Genomic DNA, 18,069 nt, shown 5'->3' with positions numbered 1-18,069 from the left:
CGGGCTTCAAGGGGCAGAATGCGGACCGGGCGTGCGGCGTCGGGTGCTCGATGCGGGTCTCCTCACTCCTGGGGGTGAACTCTCCCGTCGGCAACGGGTGCGCCGTGGTAGAGAGCGCAGTGCCACACCGGCTTAGAGATCCCCACGGAACAGCCGTGCGGCGTCACCCGGACCCAGGGACCGGGACGCGGACTAAGGATCAGCAAGGACTGCGCGGGAGTGGCGCCCGTAACCGGGCAGCAGTGAAAGCGGGGCGGGGGCGGAACGTTGGAAAACGCGATGTGGGGCAGGAGCCTGTCGCGGCAACCGGTGCGCTTCATGGCGCACGAGTCGAACTGCTCGTTCTTGTGGCGGGTGGCCGGTGTGCAGGGGGTGGAGGTCGACTTCCTGCTCGCCGAACTGGGTGACGGGCCGCCCAGGCAGCAGGCCCTGCCTCCGCATCTGGCGGAGGTGCTGCTGAGCGGTGCGGCGGCGGACCGGCTCGCGCAGATGCTCGGCGTGCCGTCCGCTCGGCTGCGGTGGGCCCTGCCGCACCTGCGGGAATCCCACCTTCTGCCAGGTGATCAGGCGCGGTGGGAGTGGCCGTGGCAGCCGCTGGCGCACTATCTGGTGCCGGGCTGCGGATTGTGTGCGGCGGCACGCGGCGGGGGCTGGGGTGAGGTGTGGCAGGTCTGGCCGGAGAGGTGGCGGATCTGCGAACGGCACGGCCGGTTCACCCATGTACGCCAGGACGGGCCGGGAGGGGTTGACCTGGCCCGGCTGCCGGAGACGGTGCGCGCGCATCGCAGGCGGGGCCGGCTCGAGCGGCGGTTCGGGCCAGCCGGGGCGATGCTGGTCGCGGATGCCTTCGCCGTCACCGGCTCGTGGTGGCGCCGCGCCCCCATGACCCGCCGGTGGGCCGACCGGGCCGATCGGGCCGGGCTTGAGCCCGGGAACGTCGAGACGGCATGGCTGCTGGTGTATCCGGAGGCTCTGTGGGTGGCCAGGGCTCTGCTGCGTTACGAGCAGCAGCGGGCGGACCGGCCTGGCGGGCCCTGGACGGGGGCAGAGGCCGGTCTGGTGGCTGAGTTGTCCCGACTGGCGGGTGAGTTCGGGCTGCCGCCGGGCAGATGGCAGATGCCGGTGGCGGAGTGGCTCGCCCGGCACCACAAGTGCGCACCGGCCCTGGGGGAGGTCGAACGCAGCGGCCGGAGTCGTGCCCGGCGGCCGGTCACGGCACTGATCCATCGGGGCGATGAAAGCCGGGTGTCACTCGAGCGCTGCTGTCTGCCCTGGGACTGGAGCGATGCTTTCATCGCCGTATGAACGCACCTCGCATGGTTCGCACGCGCATCCACACATCTGCCCGATCGGAGGATGGAAATACAAGTCGCTGCGGACATCTCCTCGATGCCCGGATGCTGGAGCGGGGACACGCACGACTGCGGCCCGCAGCACCGGTGGAAGAGGGGGCGGACATGCCGGGAACCCTGGTCAGCGCGGGCGACATCACCGTCTGTTATCTCGACCGGTTCGGGCGTCGGCGTGAGCTTGTGGTGACCGAGGCGGCCGAGGTGCCGTTCGAGGAGCTGGCCCCGCTGGATCGGCCGATCCCCTACCCGGGGCGAAAGTCGTTCGTCACCAACGCCTGGGCATCGGCCACCGGCCAGGCTCTGGCGTGCGGCTCGCTGCGTCAGCAGCACTGCGCCATGCTCCTGGACCGCGACCCGGCGGTGGGGCTGCGCAGCGCGGGGCCGATGGAGCTGTGCTGGAGCTTCCAGGGGCGCCGTCGCAGCTTGCGACCGGCGTTCGTCGCCTCCCGGGCGGGACGGCGCGAGGTGATCTGCGTGCAGCCCGAGGAACTCACCGACCAGTGGCGGCACGAGCAGGAAGTGCTGGCCGTGGCAGCGGCGGCCGCCTGCTGGCAGATCCAGGTGCAGGTGCCACCCGAGGGTGTGGAACTGGACAACCTCAAGCTCCTTTATGCCGCCCGCAGTCCACGGTGGCTCACGGCCGGGCAGGACCAGGTCCTGTCCGGGCAGTTCACCTCGCCGCGCACCATCCGCTCCGGGGTGCGCGCCGCCGCCCTCCCCCCGTTACTGGGGCTTGACCTCGCCTATCACCTGATCTGGACGCGACGTCTGCGCACCGACATGAGCATCCCGCTCACACCGTCATCGACGGCATGGGCGAGCGCTGGAGAGATCGCATGACCGCAGCTCCCCGGCACGCCGTAGACGCGGCGGCGCCGGCCGCTGCTGACACCATCGCGGTGGGCGACACCGTCCGCTTCCGTGGTGCCGACTGGGTGGTCACCGCCTTCCACGGACCTCGTCTCTTCCTCGACGTCGCGGAGCCGATGGAACCCGAGGAGCCGGCAGAGCCACTGATCATCCTGCAGACGGCAGTGACCTCCGCCCCCGACTTCGCCGTGCTGAACCGGGCGGCCCCGCGCAGTACGCTGCCTGGCCGCATCGGCGAGTTCCATGCCCTGCCACGCGACGTACGCAAGGCCGCCGAGAAGTGGGAACGGCATGTCAAGGAGGTACTGCACCAGCAGGCCCCGAACGTTCCCGCCACCACTCCACCCAATCCGGCCTTCGACCCCAAGCGCCGTACCCTGCGCCAGCGGTACCAGGCCAAGGCCGACCAGCTCACCCAGGCCGGAGTGCCGGTGTCCGCGGCCACCGTGGAACGAAAATGCGCGGTCTGGCGCAAAGAAGGCCTGATGGGCCTGGTCGACAAACGACACCTGCGCACCGCGAACCCGCATGGACGCGTCGACGGGCGAGTGGTCGACATCGTCTGGGAGATCCTGGACGACGAGCGGGCCAGAGGTCTGTCACCGGGAACGCTGTCCCGGCTGATCGACCGGGTGGAGCAGACGGTCCGGGTCCGCTACGCGAAGCTGCTGGCCGATCCGAAGACCGCCCGGGGGCTGGTGAACAGTCCGGCGACGTTCTACCGGTTGCTGGAGCGGCTGGGGATCACCGCGGAGAACGCACACACTGCCGCGGCCCGGCAGGCGGCCGGGTCCGCCATCTCGGCGGCACGGTCTGACTCCCGGCGGGCGACATGGGCCCGCTGGCCCGGGGAGCTGATGCAGATCGACACCACCGGGCTGGACGTCCTCGTCCTGGGGGACGACGGGCGGGTCATCTCCGTGGAGCTCACGATCGCGATCGACGTGGCCACCCGCAGCATCGTCGGCTCGCTGATCGTGCCCAAGCGGACCGGCCGCACCGGCGGGACCGGGCGGTGGCTCGCCGGGCGGGCCACCCGTTCCTTCGACACCATGCAGGTCGTCGCCCAGACCACAGCCCCGCTTCCCGCGCGGCCGGGCTGGGCGCCGGAAACCTTCATGGAAGGCTCCGACCTACCCTTCGAGGACCTCCTGGCGGCCGACCCCCGATTCGCCGGGTCCGCTGCCCGGCCCGTCATCAAGCCCGAGACGCTCGTCATCGACCACGGCTCGCCGTTCATCTCGGCGGACTTCACCCGCGCCTGCCACTCCCTGGGCATCGAGGTACGCGAGGCAAGGCTACGCACCGCGCCCGACAAGGCGATCGTCGAGCGCGCCATGCGGGCGGTGAAGACCGGCTTCAGCCAGTACTTGGCCACCTATACCCACCACCGCCTGGACCTGCGCGGCAAACGCGTCCGCAAGCAGCCCCTGTGGACGATCCCCCAGCTCCAGGAGCTGTTCGAGCAGTGGGTGGTCCTCCACTGGCAGCAGACCCCCCACGGGGCGCTCCGTTCCCCCTTCACCCCCGGGCTGCGCCTGACTCCCAACCAGATGTACGCAGCGCTGGTGTCCCTGCGCGGCTACCGGTCCACCACCCTGGCCGAGCAGGAGAACCGCAAACTCCTGCCGGCCGTCTGGGTGCGGGTCAGCCGTAAGGGCTTCCAGATCAACAACCGCACCTACAACCTCGGCCGAGGCAAGTTGGACCCGTGCCGAGGGTCCTCCGGGATCACAGCTCAGCAGGGGCGCTGGGAGGTCCACTACTCCCCCGACCACCCGGAGGTGGCCTGGCTGTTCAACCACCGGGCCGAACCGGGCACCGACCCATGGATCGAGGTGCCCTTCATCCACCGCCGGCTGCTCAGTGACCGGTGGACCGAGGAGACATGGGCCGAGGCCCTGCACATCCACCTTGCCGCCGGCGGCAGCCGCCGCGACGAGGCCGCCATCACCCGCGCCACCGCCCGACTGCTGCGCACCGCCACCGCCGGCCCCCAGGCCACCACCCCCACGAGCAAGCCAACTCCGCGCCCGGCTGCGCCGTCCCGTCCGGCGTTGCCGGCGCCTGCCGAGCCCTACGGCGACCTGCCGCCTCTGGACCCGGAATCCGTCCGCCCGTTCCGGTCCCTCGACCGCCCGGCAGGAGATCTCTTCGATGCATCCGAGCCCGCCCGGGGCGCGGGCCAGAGTCTTGACGAATTCCTGGCCTCCCTGCCCGGCCTCCACCCGCCAACCTCCACCGATCCCAGGCCCATAAGCAAGACCGACGGCCGGCCCCGCCCGGAGAAGACCCTCCGGGCCGACAACAGCCCCGCCTCTCCCCCGCCCGGCGGCCTGCCCAGCGATGAACCGGACAGCGCACGGCAAGGAGACGACCAGTGAGAACCCCCGTCCGCGACGCTCAAAGCGCCCCACCCCCCGCGCCGGCACCGGTCCTGTCCCCCGGGCCGCCGACCACCCTGCAGGGCTGGCGGGCACGTGTACGCCACCAACCCTCCCCTCCCCCAATCCCCCCGGCCGACGACTCCACGCCCGTCGACGAGGACGACCCCCGGGTGCGTTACCACGCCCAGCTCGGCCTCGTCGAAACCACCGACATCGCCACTGGCCTGAAGACCGCACGACGGCTGCTGCGCCTCAACGGCGAACGCCGCCACCCCTGCCAGCACGTCGCCGTCGACAGCGACTGCCGCGGTACCGGCAAGCGCACCCTGCTGCACCACATCGGTCTGGCGCACCAGGGACGCCGCGAGAAGCTTCACGGCATCGATGACAGCCGTATCCCGGTCGTCTGCGTCAACGCCCCGCCGGAACAGGGCTCGCCCGCCGACTGGGCAGCGGCCCTGGCGGTGTTCGTCGGCTGGGACCTGTACCGTTCCGACACCGAGCAGCGGCCCGTCCAACGGATGAAGGACTTCACCGGCCCCGCGGTCCATGTGATGCGCCACGCTCACACGGAGGTCTGTCTGGTCGACGGGATCGACCGGCTGAGGCCCGAGGATCTGCAGCCGACGTTCGACTTCTTCGACTACCTCGCCGACGAGCTGGATCTGACTGTCTTCTGGAGCGGTATCGGCTCCAGCGACATCCTGCGCGAGGCCCGCGCCGCCCGCTTCCCAGCCCTGCGCCGGCCCACCGAGACCACTGCACCGATCCGGCCGCGCTCGGTCCCCACCCTCTGGGTCAACCGACTGCCGCCCCGCTGCAAGAAACACCCCAACGAGTGGGTCAGCACCCTGGCAACACTCGACGGCAGGCTCCGGCTGCGGCACCACACGCCCGGCAGCCTCCTGGAACACGAGAAGGACATCTACCGGATTACTGACGGCCTCATGGAACACCTCACCCCGCTGATCGGCATGGCCGCCCAACTCTCCATCCTCGACGGGACAGAAGCACTCACCCAAGAGGTCCTCCACGACGCCGCCCACTACCTCGACCTGGTCCAGGCGGAACAAGCCTGAAAATCGAGATCGCCAACGACCGGCACCGCTTGCCAGAGCTGCAGCACCTCAATGCTCTGCGCGGTTTTGACGCTCTTGTGCGGGACGCCGCCTGGGCGCGTGGGCGCGGACCAACCGCGTACGGAGGTCCAGGGGCGGCTGGCCTTCCAGAGCGCCAGCAAGTCGGCACCGACAGGCATCCGGGCACCCCCATCCCTCGTGGGGCGAGACGCCATCGGTCTGCGGTTCCTTTGACTGGGCCGAATACTCAGGTGAGGTTGCGTTCCGTGCGTCGTGGTGTGTTGGAGCGGAGCACCAAGTGCTCGGTGAGCCGGGCTTCGGTGCGTTCCTCCACGTAGGGATTGTCGCCTCTGTGGTTGTCGCTGAGCCTCATCCGTTCGAAGCGGTGGAGCACGATGAGTTCGAGCTTGTGCTTGGTCAGGAAATTCTTCAGGAAGGATGCGCGGACCAGGAAGGCGTGGCTGTCGTTTCCTTCTTCGTCGTAGTTGGTGAAGACTGGGGTTCCTGTTTCGTCGAGCCAGCTGGGGCCGCGGGGGTCGAAGGTGAGTGCAGCGGTCTGCTGGATGAATGTCGAGGGCAGGGTGGTGCTTGTGGTTGCGTCAATGGAGCAGTCGAGGATGTTGCCTTCCCAGGTGTATCGCTCCATGGTTGCGGCAATTTCGTAGGGTTTGTCTGCCAGGTGTGTCTGGTGGAATTCGGCGTGCCGGTTGGGGCAGGCGGGCCCGGTGCGGCCTACTTCGCCGATGTAGCAGCAGTCGGTGTGGCCATGGGAATCGGTGAGGTCGCTGATCCGGTGACCGGATTGTTCGGGAAGGGCGGCAACGAGACGGCGGGCGTGGGAGGCGGTAGTGAGAAACGTGCCGATGGAGCTGTGTTCCTGAAGGCCCTGCCAGCCTCTGCGTGCCAGTGGATCGATCTTCTTCACGAAACTCTCGAGCACAACCCAGTCGTTGCCGTCGCGGTCGGTTACGAACAGGGAATTGTGGACGGTGGGTTCTGTCGCTGTGTCGGCCATGAACTGGGAGGTGTCGTCTTGGTAGTGACGGAAGTCGAGGGGTGTGGGAGGCCAGCGCAGTAGCTGGATCGGTGGTGGTTCCCAGCAGGTTTCGCCGCTGCCGGTGTTCTCACTGAAGGCGCGGAAGTCGATCGGCGGGAGGCTGGGGTCGATTTCGCGGTCGCCGATGATCTGGTGCAGTCCTTCGTAGGGTTCGCTGTCGTCGAATCTGCGTGATGTTTGGTAGTTGTCCGCGATGCGTGCCAGGAGTTCGTGGTAGGCCATCCACTGGTACTTCTTGCCCCAGCGTTCGGCCTTGTGTCCTTCTCTGCCGTCGCGGTGGGCGATCATGCGGTCTTGGCGACCGAAGAGTTCGGGTGTCCAGCCGAGACTGAGGGTGCGGCGGAAAATCCACCGTCGGGCGGTGTCGGCTGAGTACTCGTCGCTGACGTACTTCGGGTAGACGAAGGCGCGTTCTAGCAACTGGCGCTGCTCTTCGGTGAAAGGATCGTCTTCGTCTTCCAGGAGTAGCTCAAGGCGGCTCATGCTGCGTGATTCGGGGTTGGCCAGCCAATCGGCAAGCGACGCTTGCTGCTCGTCGCTGAGTGATGCCGTGAACTGTTTCCAGCGGCTCTTGACGAACCGTGGCTTGCCGTGTCCGCGGGCCGGATAGTCCTGGCCGATACGGTGCCGGGAGAAGTGGTGGACACCCGGTTCGACGACGTATCGGCCGAAGTCGCCCATGCCCAGCAGCGAGAACCTGATGGATGCGTAGCTTTCCTCGTCGGGCTGGTCCTTGTCCCATGGGTACTTGGCCTCGATGGTGGCTTCGGTGGGTGGCGGTCCGGGCGGCGTGAGACCGTAGGGGCGCTGGGATGAGGTCAGCGCGGTGTCGGGCAGCAGCTGGTGGGCGACCGCCCACCGGACGATGCCCCGGGCGGCGTCGAGGAGCAGTTCGTCCGCCCGGACAGGAGGGGTGAAGACAAGCGAGTGAACGGCTTCGGCAAGTGCCCGCGCACCGGGTGCTTGTGCTGGCGTGCTGCGGAGCAGGGCTCCGTAGGCGATGGCGGTGACGCGCTGGACAACGTAGGGGTCGTCGACCTTCCAGAACCGTTCAAGGAGCGTCCGCGTGACATCGAGGTGGCCGCTCAAAAGCTGGACGAGGGCTTTGGTGACCCAGTCGCGCATGAAGCGGTTGGGTGAGGACAGCAGCCAGCACAACGGGATACAAGCCAGCTCGATGACGTGGGCAGCGTAGGCGGGATAGGGGCCGGCGGCAGCCCAGCGTGCGAGGCGGGAGGCGGGGCTGAACGGCTCGAACAGTTCGTGATAGGTCGCGAACCCGAAATCTCGGTCCCGCTGCGGCATGGGGCGCTTGCTGAGGTAGTGGTGCAGTCCGTCGCCGTTGAGGCGGTTGCCTGGTTGGGGGGCCAGGGTGAACAGGACCTGGTAGAACTCGCCGCGCGAAAGGTAGGGCTGTGCGTCGTTGAGAAGGTCGACGGTGCGCTGGGAGATGGCTTGCGCGTCGCGGTAGGGCAGCATCTCCACCAGGGAGCGGTAGAGCTGCGAGTCGCGGCGATGGCGTTCCCATGCTGCCCTGTCCTCGTCCCGTGACGGTGCGTCGCCGAGAGTGATGTGAAGAAGGTCGGGCAGTTCGAGGCCGTAGAGTTCAGGGAACAGGATCGTGGCTGCCTCGCTGATGCCCCAGCTGCACTCATTGGTCAACCAGTCTTTGAGGGCTTGGTCGTTGAGCGGGTCGGTGGACTGCGCGAGGCGGCGCTTGAGAAGCAGGAAATCGGCGAAGGTCTGGAAGACGATGCGGACGCCTTCGCCGTAGGCGTCGCCCAGGTAAAGGTGCTCGCGGGTGAGGACTCCTTCCTCCTGGAGGAGGCCCAGGATCCGCGTGCCGTCAGCGTTCGTGTCGAGGGCGTTCTTGACGCACGTCTCGGCGGCGGGGCTGCTCATGCTTTCTCGCCCGAGACGAGACAGCTCGTCGAGCAGCGCTTCCAGCGCCTTGCGGACGTGCGCTTTGGCCATGTCCAGTTCGTATCCGGAGGTTACGTCCGGCCGTGAGCGGCGTGCCACTGTCGCGATCTTCACCTCAAGGTATCGCTCGAAGATCGCGATCCGGCCCTGGTGGCCGGTGGAGGGCACGCCGGCGCCGGGGGCGGACAAGCTCTCGCAGTACATCCGCAGGAAGAGCGGCAACGCGAACTCGGGGGTCAGCAGCGGAATCTTCGGTGCTTCGAGCTTGTAGTGCGCGAAGTACTTCTGGGTTGCTTCGATCTCTCGCTCGGCAAATCCCGGATGGCTGCTGCGCACATAGTGCGAGCCTTCTGCCCCTTCCAGGACAAGGTCCTGGTAGGTGTCCCGGCAGGACACGACAAGGGCAATGTGCGGGTAGGGCTTGATGGCAGCCCGCAGTGCCGGGAGATGGACACGCCAGAAGTCCGGTGATGAAGTCTCGTTGAGGGCGTCGACACACAGGAGGAATCGACTGCCAGCCATGGCTGAGGCTTCGCCGGCAGCGTCCATGGCCTGCAGGAGGATGTCCGCTCCGACGTTTTCCAGGCCGAGCTGGTCCGCGATGCTGGCCCAGAGACTGCTCCGGCCGAACCATGCTCCTGCGAGAAACACAGCAGGGCGCCCGGCGTCGAGCGCGCGCTTGGTCGCGTCGAGCAGGAGGTGCGTCTTCCCGGATCCGGCCTGCCCGGTGAGGAGGTAGGTCCGGCGCCGGAACGACTGGCCGGCTGATGATTCGATCCAGGAGATCAGCTCGCCCATCGCCCTCTGCAGGTCATGGATCGTGTAGCTGTTTGCCCGGTCCGTCGGCTTGTTCTCCCTGGCCGGATCGTCCTGGGGCAGTTCGCGCCATTCTGCTTTGAGTTGCCGCTCGAAGTCTTTGGCAGCATCGATGGCTCTCTGACATCTGTCCGCCGTTTCAAGAAGCAGGTCCATGGCGTCTGCGGAATCGCCCGCCTGCAGCATGAATGATGCCGTCGTCCCCTGCAGGGTGGCGGCCGCGCGCTGAATGGCCTGGTACAGCGGTGCCGCGGCAAAGTCGTCGCCTTCCTGGTGGACATCCACGTCGGCGAGGGCCGACACGACGCCGTGAAGAAGGCGGTTGAAGTGGGCGAGGACTGACTTGTCGAAGCCGAGGGCGAGCAGGTCGTCCTGGATCGGGACGTCGACTTGCAGGTCGGGGCGGTATTTCTCGCTTGCCGCATCGGCCTGTTGCTGGTGGTGTCGCGCCAGCCAGTCAGATCCGAGGATGAGGTCGCCCCACCAGAACCAGCGCCGGCCGTTGTGCTCGGGCTTGGCCAGGATGTCCAGCAGGTCGCTCTCCTGGACCAGGTCGAACTCGATTCTGTCGGCGCCGGGAATGGTCTGCTGCCAGGTGGTGACCTTGTCGGTGTACTTCTCACGCTGGGACTTGCGCTCGCGTCTGTTCTTGCCGGTGGCCAGGTTCCAGGAGATGACGAAGACCAGCTTCCGCAAGCCCGGCCGTTCCTTCGCGACCCGCTCGACCGAGTCGGTCATGGCTGTCAGAAGCGCTTCGATGCCGTGGACATGTTTGGCCTGCCACCCGTGCTCGGTGCCGTCAGGCAGGGTGGCGTACCACTCGACGCCGCCGTCGGGGTTGCCTGTCCGGATCGCGCGTGCTCCGGGAGGGGCTTTGTCCTTGAGTAGCTGGAACGCAAGTTCTTCGAAGGCCCGGCTCTGCTCGCCGTTCCAGGTTCGAAGCGTGCCGAAGCTCGTCGCGTTCAGTGGTGCCATTCAGGGAGCCTCCATAGCGTCAACGGCGCAGAGCGCACGGGCTTCGCACCGCCAGGCCATCATGCCTCCGGGGTCGGGGGGCTGTATATCAATTGGCGCCGGCCTTGCGGCGCGGGGACCAGTGTTCTGCGGGGTGCGATGGGCTGGCCGTCAGGAGCGGGCCGGGTTCACGGCGCGCTGCTGCGCCGCCAGCTCGCCGTAGCCGCCGTGCCCCCAGCCCCTCCCGCGGAAACGCTGGAGGGTGAGCGGGCGGCGGTCCTCGCCGGGGACGTCGGCGAAGTGGACGGTGCCGCAGCAGTGGCAATACCAGCCTTGCGACCAGAGCTCCTCGGCCTGATGGCGGCGGCGCGTGATCCGGGCGAAAGCGGCCCGGCGACGCACCACTACGGCGACCGCGAGCACCCCGGCGACGAGCGCGAGCGCGGCTGGCTACCGCGTTCCTACCGCAGCCGCCTTCCACAGAATCCCTGCTGCCTGAACCGCTGCCGCGTCAACCGGCTGCCAGTATCTCCGACGGCACGAACGTAGGCGAAGGATCTATGAGGTTCATGTCAGGGGCTGGGATGTGTTCCGGGACAGGCCCGGTGCACGGTCATGGCTCCCGGATGGTGAGCTGGCATTCGGGCGTGTTGGCCTCATGGGGCTCAAGAGGTCTTACGTTGGCTGCCCGGCGGTTACTGCGGTGGAGCTGAGGTGTCTGATCCTCCTATCTCGCGGTGGCCTGCGTGGCAGTGCAGGGAGGGCGGAAAAGGCGTCCTGCGGGCGCTGGATCGGGTGGGCAACGTCCGTGTGTTGCCCACCCGATGCAGTGGCGGGAGGGGGGTGGCACGGCTCCCTGTGTGGGAGTGGGCCATTGGGTGTCTCAACTGTGCGGCCAGAGAACCCAGAGGAACCGCGATGGCAAGGGACTTCTTCGGCGGTAACCGGCTCCGCACCAAGGCCCCAGCGCCCGTACCGTCCCAAATGCGGCCCCGAAGCGGTGGTTGAGTACGCAACACTCGCCGCCCAGGTCCTGACCACGGGCGTGATCTGGCGCAGGGCCGTAATGCGTGGCTCGGAGCGCGCCGCACCCCCACCTGCACGAGGTGAACGGCAACACCGATGCCGGGGTCGTCCCAGGGCGGGTGCGGAGTAGCTAGAACAGGGTCGGTGGCGGCTGAGGTGGGGGTGGCGTGGGCTGGTGTTCCCGGATCGCGTCTCGAAGCTGGGCGGCGGTGACGCGGGCGGCGTCGAACGTCTCGGTCCAGCCGTTGGGCATCTGGGCGGCGGTGAGGAAGATGCCGTGCCCGGCGGCGCGCAGGCGGCGCAGGATTGTCTGCTCGACGGACAGGGCCTCGTCGCCGGTGGGCACGTGGTGTTCGTAGAACAGGGCCCATCCGAGGCGGCGGTGCTGTGCGATGCGGTCGTTGCGCTGAAGAGCGCCGGCGACGCCGATTTTGACGGCGCCGTGCTGTGCGTGGGTGACGACGTAGACGCGGGCGGGCGCGGCGCGGTCGAAGCCGTGCCGGGCGCAGTACTTGCATCTGCGGCCGCTGCGGATCTTGGCCAGGATTGGGGTCGAGGTGCGGCCACAGGTGGTGCAGCGGCACCGCCAGGGCGTCATGGTCGTGGTGTAGGGCTCCAGGGGCTCGAGACCGGCCTCGCGCATGGAGGCGGCGGCGCGTTCGGGGTCTTCCCGTCGTGCGGCGGCGGCGCGGAGGTCGGCGCAGCGTCGGCATCCGCTCTGGCCGGCCAGGATGGATCCGAAGGTCGGCGACGTGATGGTGCCGCAGCCGTGGCACAGGCACCGCCAGGGGTACTTGACGCCGCGGTACGGTTCCTGCGGTTCGAATCCGTGCTCGCGCATCTCGGCGACGGCCAGGTCCTCGTCGTGGCGCTGTGCCACACCGGTTGCCCGGTCGGCGCATGGCTTGCAGGCTGGGCGTCGGCTGCGGCCGGTCAGGGAGCCCAGGCGGGGAGAGACGGTGGTCCCGCACTTGATGCAGCGGCTCTTCCACGGGAACGCGGTGCCGGGGTACGGCTCCAGCGGCTCCAGGCCCGCCGCCCGCATCGCCGCGGCCGCGGTCTCGGCGCCGTGGCGCATCGACTCGTTGGCCTTGCGCCGGCCGCAGGGGTAGCAGCCGCCCTGCCCCCTCCGGATGGAGCCCAGCGTGGGGGTCCCGCGCTCTCCGCACGTCGTGCAGCGGCCGGGCCACGGTGTGTCCACTCCCGGGTACGGGGTGAGGGGTTCCAGGCCCGCGGCCCGCATGTCGGCTGCGGCAACGTCCGGGTCGACCGGTGCGTTCGGTGCGCACCATCGGCAGGGCCCTGAGCCGGAGTTGATCCGGACGTAGGTGGGTGCGACCTCGCGTCCGCAGGCGAGGTGGCGGCACCGCCACTTCCGGTCGCTGCCGGGATAGGGCTCCAGGGGTTCCAGGCCGGCCGCCCGCATCACTCCGGCTGCGGCCTCGGGGTCGATCCGGGCACGACCGGAGCAGTACACGCAGCCGCGCTGTCCCTTGGTGACGTTGCTCAGGCGGGGGGTGACCTCCCGCCCGCACGCCCCGTGACGGCACCGCCACGGGCCGGCGCTGCCGGGGTAGGGCTCCAGGGGCTCCAGGCCCGCCGCCCGCATGATCTCTTCCGGCTGGCGCGGGTCCTTCCGCGGTCTGCCGGTGCGCGCCATGGGTTCCAACTCCCCGCTCTTGAAGGGTGAGCGGGGTCTTGCCTCGCTGTGCGGCGCAGCATAGAGGCGGCCACTGACATCGACGCTGACGAGCGCCTGTCCGGCGGGAGCCGGGTGCCCGGCTCGGCCTGAGCGGCCCGGGGCTCAGGCCGCGGCTTCGGGTACACGGCGTGGGCAGGAATCGTCGCCGGTGCCGTTCACTCCGGTCAGGTCCTCGCTGATCCGGAAATGTAGGGCGATGGACGCGGGGCCCGGCAACCAGTACCACCGCGGCTGGTCAAGGGCATCTCCTTGCCTCCGAGCGGTCCTCGAGGACCTCCGCTCGGCAAGGACCCACGGCTGCCACGAGTTCTCACTCTATTTGCGGTCTTCTCATTCAACTTGTTGCAGCCCAGATCAACCGCACTGCAAGCAGGACAAAGAGGCATCTCAACTATCTGCTGCACTGCGGCTCAGAGCCCTCTATCTGCCGCAGAAAAAGCGAGAACGCACACCAGTGCAGGAAGCCGAACCGGTCGTGGCGGTGGACGCAACGGAGGTCTTGGCGGCGGCGGAGCGCTTCCCGTGGGCCCTGGCCGCGCCCGCGGCGCTGCACTGGCCGGACGGGGAGTTCCTGGACGTCGCTCTGCGCGCGGTGCGCGCCGAGGAACGGGCGGGGTACATCGAGCGCCTGGAGGCGTTCGTGGAGCAGCACCGCGAGCGCCTGGAGGAGCTGCTGCGGGCGTACGGACCCGGCAGTCGGCCCGCCTCGCACGGCCGGTACGCGCTGATCGGGCAGTCCGAGACCCTGGTCGTCCTGGAGCGGATGGAGACCAACCCGTTCGGTCTGCGCAGCAAGTGGGAGAAGGAGCTGGAGACCGTCTTCCTCGACGACCTCGAGCTCGCGTGGGGGCCACGCATCCGCCTCAGCCGGTGAGCAACCGGAACAGATAGCGGGGCCGGGCAGGGCGATCCTGCCCGGCCTCGCTGTCGTCGAGTCAGCCGAAGTCGAACGTCTCCTGCGTGAAGCCGGCCAGCTCGGTTCGCGTTGCACACGCGTGGTAAGCCCGGCCCGAGCTCCTATCAGCCTCGCCTATCAGCAGGCCCGTTCACCTGGGAAAACAAGGGGCGGACCTATCAGGGTCACGGCCGGACTCACCATGGGGCTCGCACTCACCAGCCGCATCCCGTCCGGCTCGTGCAGGCGACCCGCAACCCGTACGGACAGGCCGAGCGGGAAGGAAGGGGCGGCCCGGTGGTACTGCTCCCAGAGCGCGCTGGGCACCGGGCCTCGCCCGCGCACGCCATATCGGCGCGGGCTGTGCCCGACCCTACCCGGGTGCGGCGGGGCGTAGGGCCGAGAGGGGCGGCGGGGGCGGGGTCGGTCGTGGTTTTGGCGGGCGAGGAGTAACCCAAGTACTGGCCCTTGCAGGTCACAGCGGTGCGCGGCGGCTTGGTAAGGCCGGTGGTAAGCGTGGTGGTGAGTGGAGGCCCTGTACCCGTCGGCCGGTCAAAGGCCGGTGTTGGCGGTGGCGTAGACGAACAGGTTGCCGACTCCCTTCATGGCAGTCGACTCACTCACCCTCCCCCGACAGCGCAAGGCCCGGACCAGGCGTCCGGGCCTTCCTCGTGCCCCGGGATCGTTCCTCCCGGTCGCTGCTGCCTGGATCCCGGCCTTCGGCCCGTGCGGGTTGAAGAAGCCGTGCCCGCCAGGACGAGACGCAAGCACCTGAGTCCTGTCACTGTCCGCCCGCATGTCGAACTGACGCTGGAGGCAGTACCGATGACCACCCGCCAGACGCCCGGGGCACCACTTGCGCCGATCGCCGCTACGCTGGACACGCCACCTTGGGCCAGGGCTACGACCCCACAGGGACGCTCTCACGCAGAGAGCCGCAGGACCGCCGACCGCGAGGCGCTCACCACCCCCACGCGGACGACACCACAGCAGGTGTCCGCTGTCCTCGATTCCTCCGCTCAAGGGAGTAGCATCATGACCCGGGACAACGTTCCCGCGCCCGCACAGCCGCCCGTCCCTGCGCCCGTCCCGCAGCAGCCCGCTGTCGGTGCCGGCCTGACCGCCGCGATAGGCCAGGGTGCCGCCGAAGGGGCCGCTCGGTCCATCACGGCCCGGCTGGTGGACAAGTTCCTCACCAACCCGCCCGACTGGCTCAGGGACCTGTGGCACGCGCTGCCACGGCCCTGGGAGTAGCCGCCACGGCCGGGCAGGACGTCCTGCCCGGCCGTACTCTCGATCCGGTCGTCAGCCTCGGAAGCGGGAGAGCCAGGTGCCGCCGGCCTTCTGCTCGGGCACGGCCTGGTTGTGCTCCTCATGCTCGGGCCCGGCCTGCGCGGCTTGCCGTTCGGCGGCGTGGGCGCGCTGCTTGCAGTGGTCGCACAGGTGCGGGTGGGTCTCGCGCGGGGCGCTCCACCCGGCGGGCTCGATGGCCTTCCACCGTTCGTCGGGGAACCGGGTGCCGCAGTCGGCGCACACCGGACGGCGGCCTCTCGCTCGGCCTGGTGCTGGGCGGCGATGCGACGCAGTTCCTCCTGGTGCTCGCGCTGGCGGGCGTCGTACTCGGCCTGCTGGCGGGCGTCGTGGGCTTCGCGGCGCGGGTTGCCGATCGCCTCGAGGAGCGTCTGGTTGTCCGGGAACCCCCGGACTCCCCCACTAGCGCACTCCGGGGATCGAACAGGGACACCGAGCGCACCGATCGGTGTCCCTGGGACGCCGGTCAGGGGCGGCGGAGGAGCGCCCTGTGGACCGGCTCCTCCACGGCGCTGGTCTTGCTTCCGCACGTGTGCCGGCGGTTAGGCCGTTTCCTTCGGATCATCTCGCGGACCAGATGAAGATGGCGGCGATGTGGAGTCCGGCGAGGTAGATGGTGGCGGTCTTCTCGTAGCGGGTAGCCAGGCCGCGCCACTGCTTGAGCTTGTTGATGCACCGCTCAACGGTGTTGCGTCGCTTGTAAGCGTCGCGGTCGAAGGCCGGCGGACGGCCGCCCCAGCTGCCGCGGCGTTTGCGGTGGGTGGCCTGGTCGGCGGGCTGCGGAATCACCGCCCGGATCCCGCGCCGACGGAGATGCTCGCGGATCGCCGGGGACGAATACGCCTTGTCGGCCAGGACCATTTCCGGGGTGGTCCTGGGACGACCGATCGGGCGAGGCACCCGCAGGTTGGCCATGACGTCGGGGAACGCGGGCGCGTCACCCGCCTGGCCAGGCGTGAGGACGAACGCCAGGGGCCGACATCGGCCGTCAGCCGCGAGATGGATCTTCGTCGTCAGCCCGCCACGGGACCGTCCGAGGGCATGATCGTCCGGCTCGACGGACGGGGCCCCTTTTGACGGGCCCCGGCGGCGTGCTGATGAGCCCGGACGATCGTGGAGTCGACCGAGACGATCCAATCGAGATCGTCCTCGGCGTCCGCCTGAGCCATCAGAGCGGTGAAGACCTTCTCCCAGGTGCCATCGGCGGCCCACTTCCGCAGCCGGTTATGGGCGCCCTTCCACCAGCCGAAGTGCTCGGGCAGGTCCATCCACGGTGTCCCGGTGCGGTACTTGAACGCGATCGCGTCGATCACCTGCCGGTGATCACGCCACCGCCCACCCCGCCGAAGCGTCCGGTCCGGCAGCAACGGCTCGATGCGTGCCCACTGGGCATCAGTCAACGACACACATCAACCAACGATCAGATGATCCGAAGGCTACTGTTCAACTGCCTTGGCGCCGCTGATGCTCGCGAAGCCGTCGCACACGCCTGGCGTACTGCCCGGCCTGCGACCTTTGGGCACGATCAATCGAAAGCACCTGGGGATCTGCCGCACGCTCGTACAGCTCAACCTCGAAGGAGTCCGCATCCGTTTCGACGAGCCGGGCCAGGGCGTCCCGATCCTGCTCAGCTGTCGGACGTGCTCTGACCTCGTCCCTCCATGCCTGGCCACTCACCTCGGCTTCGTCCACGCCGCCAATATATGCGCGGACAGCAGCGTGCGAAGTCCGCCCGGACCAAGATCCGGAAGAAGCTCCCTAGTTGGCGTGGGCGGTGATGTCGCCGTGGGAGGTGGTGGCGCGGATGGTGAGGTCGGCGCCGGTGCCCTTGGCGTTCTGCAGGGTGTTGTGGATGCGGCCGTAGGAGGTGCCGGCGTCGAGGGTGGCGGCGGTGCCGCGGGCGGCGCCGACGGTGATGGAGCCGGACTGGGTGGCGAGGACGACGGTGCCGGTGGTGGCCTCGGTGATGCGGAGGTCGCCGCGGGCGGTGGTGAGGTCGGCGGGGCCGTTGAGGCGGCCGATGGTGATGTCGCCGTCCTGGAGGGCGAGGCGGACGGTGGCGGCCTCGTCGAGCTTGACCGGGCCCTGGGCGCTTTCGTAGCTGACGTCGCCGAGGCGTCCGACGCCGCGGAGTTCGGCGCCGGCGGCCCTGGCCTGGACGCGGGAGCCGGCGGGGAGCTGGACGGTGACCTCGACGGCGCCGGAGGGGCCGAAGAGCTGGTTCTTCGCCTCGGGGGCGGTGATGGTGAGGACGCCGTCGGCGTAGGTGACGGTGGTGTCCTCGGCGGCCTTGACGTCGCGGCTCTTGCCGGGGCGGGCGGGGCGGATGTCGACGGTGGCGTCGGCCCGGTCGGCGGCGATGAAGCGGAGGTGGCCGGCGGGGATGTCGACGACGGTGGTGATCGGGGCGGTGGTGGCGAAGGTCTGCATGGTGTGGCTTCTCCCGTGGAGTCGTGGTCGGCGTTTCCGACATGGGAAAAGCTACGTTGCTTTCCAGGGTGTGGCAACAAGCACGTTGCACTGGAATGGCATCAGCGCAGGTCAACGTGGGAATTTCATTGCAATGACTGCCGCATTGATGCAACGGCATACGCCACAGCATTGCAATGGTGAGACGGTGAACGCCACGGCCGGCAGTGCCGAGCGCAGAGCGCGTCTCACTCGCTGCCCACTCCCCCACAAGGGAAGATCGCCTGA

General features: G+C 68.9%; 13 protein-coding genes. 6 read left to right on the top strand and 7 right to left on the bottom strand.

Annotated elements, in window-relative coordinates; all coding sequences use genetic code 11:
* Positions 1-267 precede the first annotated feature (267 nt).
* The 4 genes from ABFY03_RS37745 (at position 268) to ABFY03_RS37730 (ending at position 5,688) form a co-directional block, all read left to right on the top strand.
* Positions 268-1,305, top strand: coding sequence for a hypothetical protein (locus ABFY03_RS37745; RefSeq protein ID WP_346168681.1), 1,038 nt, complete (start codon positions 268-270; stop codon positions 1,303-1,305).
* Positions 1,306-1,457: 152 nt separating this feature from the next.
* A complete protein-coding gene (locus ABFY03_RS37740; protein WP_346168682.1) occupies positions 1,458-2,192 on the top strand; it encodes a hypothetical protein in 735 nt (244 codons plus the stop codon).
* The gene (locus ABFY03_RS37735) at positions 2,189-4,606 is read left to right on the top strand and encodes an integrase (RefSeq protein ID WP_346168683.1); all 2,418 of its coding nucleotides are present in this window, start codon (positions 2,189-2,191) and stop codon (positions 4,604-4,606) included. The genes ABFY03_RS37740 and ABFY03_RS37735 overlap by 4 nt, the downstream gene beginning before the upstream one ends.
* 173 nt (positions 4,607-4,779) lie before the next feature.
* Positions 4,780-5,688 (top strand): P-loop NTPase family protein, encoded by a 909-nt coding sequence (locus tag ABFY03_RS37730; RefSeq protein ID WP_346168684.1) that lies wholly within the window; start codon positions 4,780-4,782, stop codon positions 5,686-5,688.
* Between the two features lie 247 nt (positions 5,689-5,935).
* Here the strand turns inward: ABFY03_RS37730 and ABFY03_RS37725 are convergent, their stop codons facing one another.
* The 3 genes from ABFY03_RS37725 to ABFY03_RS37715 form a co-directional block, all read right to left on the bottom strand.
* Positions 5,936-10,459: an NACHT domain-containing protein gene (locus tag ABFY03_RS37725; protein WP_346168685.1), complete on the bottom strand. Its 4,524-nt coding sequence runs from the start codon at positions 10,457-10,459 to the stop codon at positions 5,936-5,938.
* 150 nt (positions 10,460-10,609) lie between these two features.
* Complete coding sequence (locus ABFY03_RS37720) at positions 10,610-10,843, bottom strand: hypothetical protein (RefSeq protein WP_346168686.1); 234 nt, start codon at positions 10,841-10,843, stop codon at positions 10,610-10,612.
* 751 nt (positions 10,844-11,594) lie between these two features.
* Positions 11,595-13,124, bottom strand: coding sequence for a GIY-YIG nuclease family protein (locus ABFY03_RS37715; RefSeq protein ID WP_346168687.1), 1,530 nt, complete (start codon positions 13,122-13,124; stop codon positions 11,595-11,597).
* A 517-nt stretch (positions 13,125-13,641) separates the two neighbouring features.
* Here ABFY03_RS37715 and ABFY03_RS37710 point away from each other — a divergent pair.
* The gene (locus tag ABFY03_RS37710) at positions 13,642-14,040 is read left to right on the top strand and encodes a hypothetical protein (RefSeq protein WP_346168688.1); all 399 of its coding nucleotides are present in this window, start codon (positions 13,642-13,644) and stop codon (positions 14,038-14,040) included.
* A gap of 1,056 nt (positions 14,041-15,096) precedes the next feature.
* Positions 15,097-15,315 (top strand): hypothetical protein, encoded by a 219-nt coding sequence (locus ABFY03_RS37705; RefSeq protein ID WP_346168689.1) that lies wholly within the window; start codon positions 15,097-15,099, stop codon positions 15,313-15,315.
* Between the two features lie 51 nt (positions 15,316-15,366).
* Here the strand turns inward: ABFY03_RS37705 and ABFY03_RS37700 are convergent, their stop codons facing one another.
* The 4 genes from ABFY03_RS37700 to ABFY03_RS37685 all read right to left on the bottom strand — a co-directional run bounded on the left by ABFY03_RS37700 (position 15,367) and on the right by ABFY03_RS37685 (position 17,802).
* Positions 15,367-15,597, bottom strand: coding sequence for a hypothetical protein (locus ABFY03_RS37700; RefSeq protein WP_346168690.1), 231 nt, complete (start codon positions 15,595-15,597; stop codon positions 15,367-15,369).
* Between the two features lie 336 nt (positions 15,598-15,933).
* Positions 15,934-16,778 (bottom strand): IS5 family transposase gene (locus tag ABFY03_RS37695; RefSeq protein ID WP_386724007.1). Its coding sequence is split into 2 segments (ribosomal slippage): positions 15,934-16,419 and positions 16,422-16,778, totalling 843 coding nucleotides; the frame shifts between segments, so codons are not numbered across the junction.
* Between the two features lie 37 nt (positions 16,779-16,815).
* Positions 16,816-17,064 (bottom strand): hypothetical protein, encoded by a 249-nt coding sequence (locus tag ABFY03_RS37690; protein WP_346168691.1) that lies wholly within the window; start codon positions 17,062-17,064, stop codon positions 16,816-16,818.
* 66 nt (positions 17,065-17,130) lie between these two features.
* On the bottom strand, positions 17,131-17,802 hold the full coding sequence (locus ABFY03_RS37685; RefSeq protein WP_346168692.1) for a DUF4097 family beta strand repeat-containing protein: 672 nt from the start codon (positions 17,800-17,802) through the stop codon (positions 17,131-17,133).
* Positions 17,803-18,069 lie beyond the last annotated feature (267 nt).

Source organism: Streptomyces roseofulvus (assembly GCF_039534915.1).
Taxonomy (GTDB): Bacteria; Actinomycetota; Actinomycetes; order Streptomycetales; family Streptomycetaceae; genus Streptomyces; species Streptomyces roseofulvus.
Note: the sequence above shows the minus strand (reverse complement) of the source record. Positions and strands in the feature narration are given on the sequence as shown.

Coding starts and splice junctions, on each gene's coding strand:
- ABFY03_RS37740 (WP_346168682.1), top strand. CDS start 1,458: ATGCCGGGAACCCTGGTCAGCGCGGGCGACATCACCGTCTGTTATCTC.
- ABFY03_RS37735 (WP_346168683.1), top strand. CDS start 2,189: ATGACCGCAGCTCCCCGGCACGCCGTAGACGCGGCGGCGCCGGCCGCT.
- ABFY03_RS37725 (WP_346168685.1), bottom strand. CDS start 10,459: ATGGCACCACTGAACGCGACGAGCTTCGGCACGCTTCGAACCTGGAAC.
- ABFY03_RS37715 (WP_346168687.1), bottom strand. CDS start 13,124: ATGGCGCGCACCGGCAGACCGCGGAAGGACCCGCGCCAGCCGGAAGAG.
- ABFY03_RS37705 (WP_346168689.1), top strand. CDS start 15,097: ATGACCCGGGACAACGTTCCCGCGCCCGCACAGCCGCCCGTCCCTGCG.
- ABFY03_RS37685 (WP_346168692.1), bottom strand. CDS start 17,802: ATGCAGACCTTCGCCACCACCGCCCCGATCACCACCGTCGTCGACATC.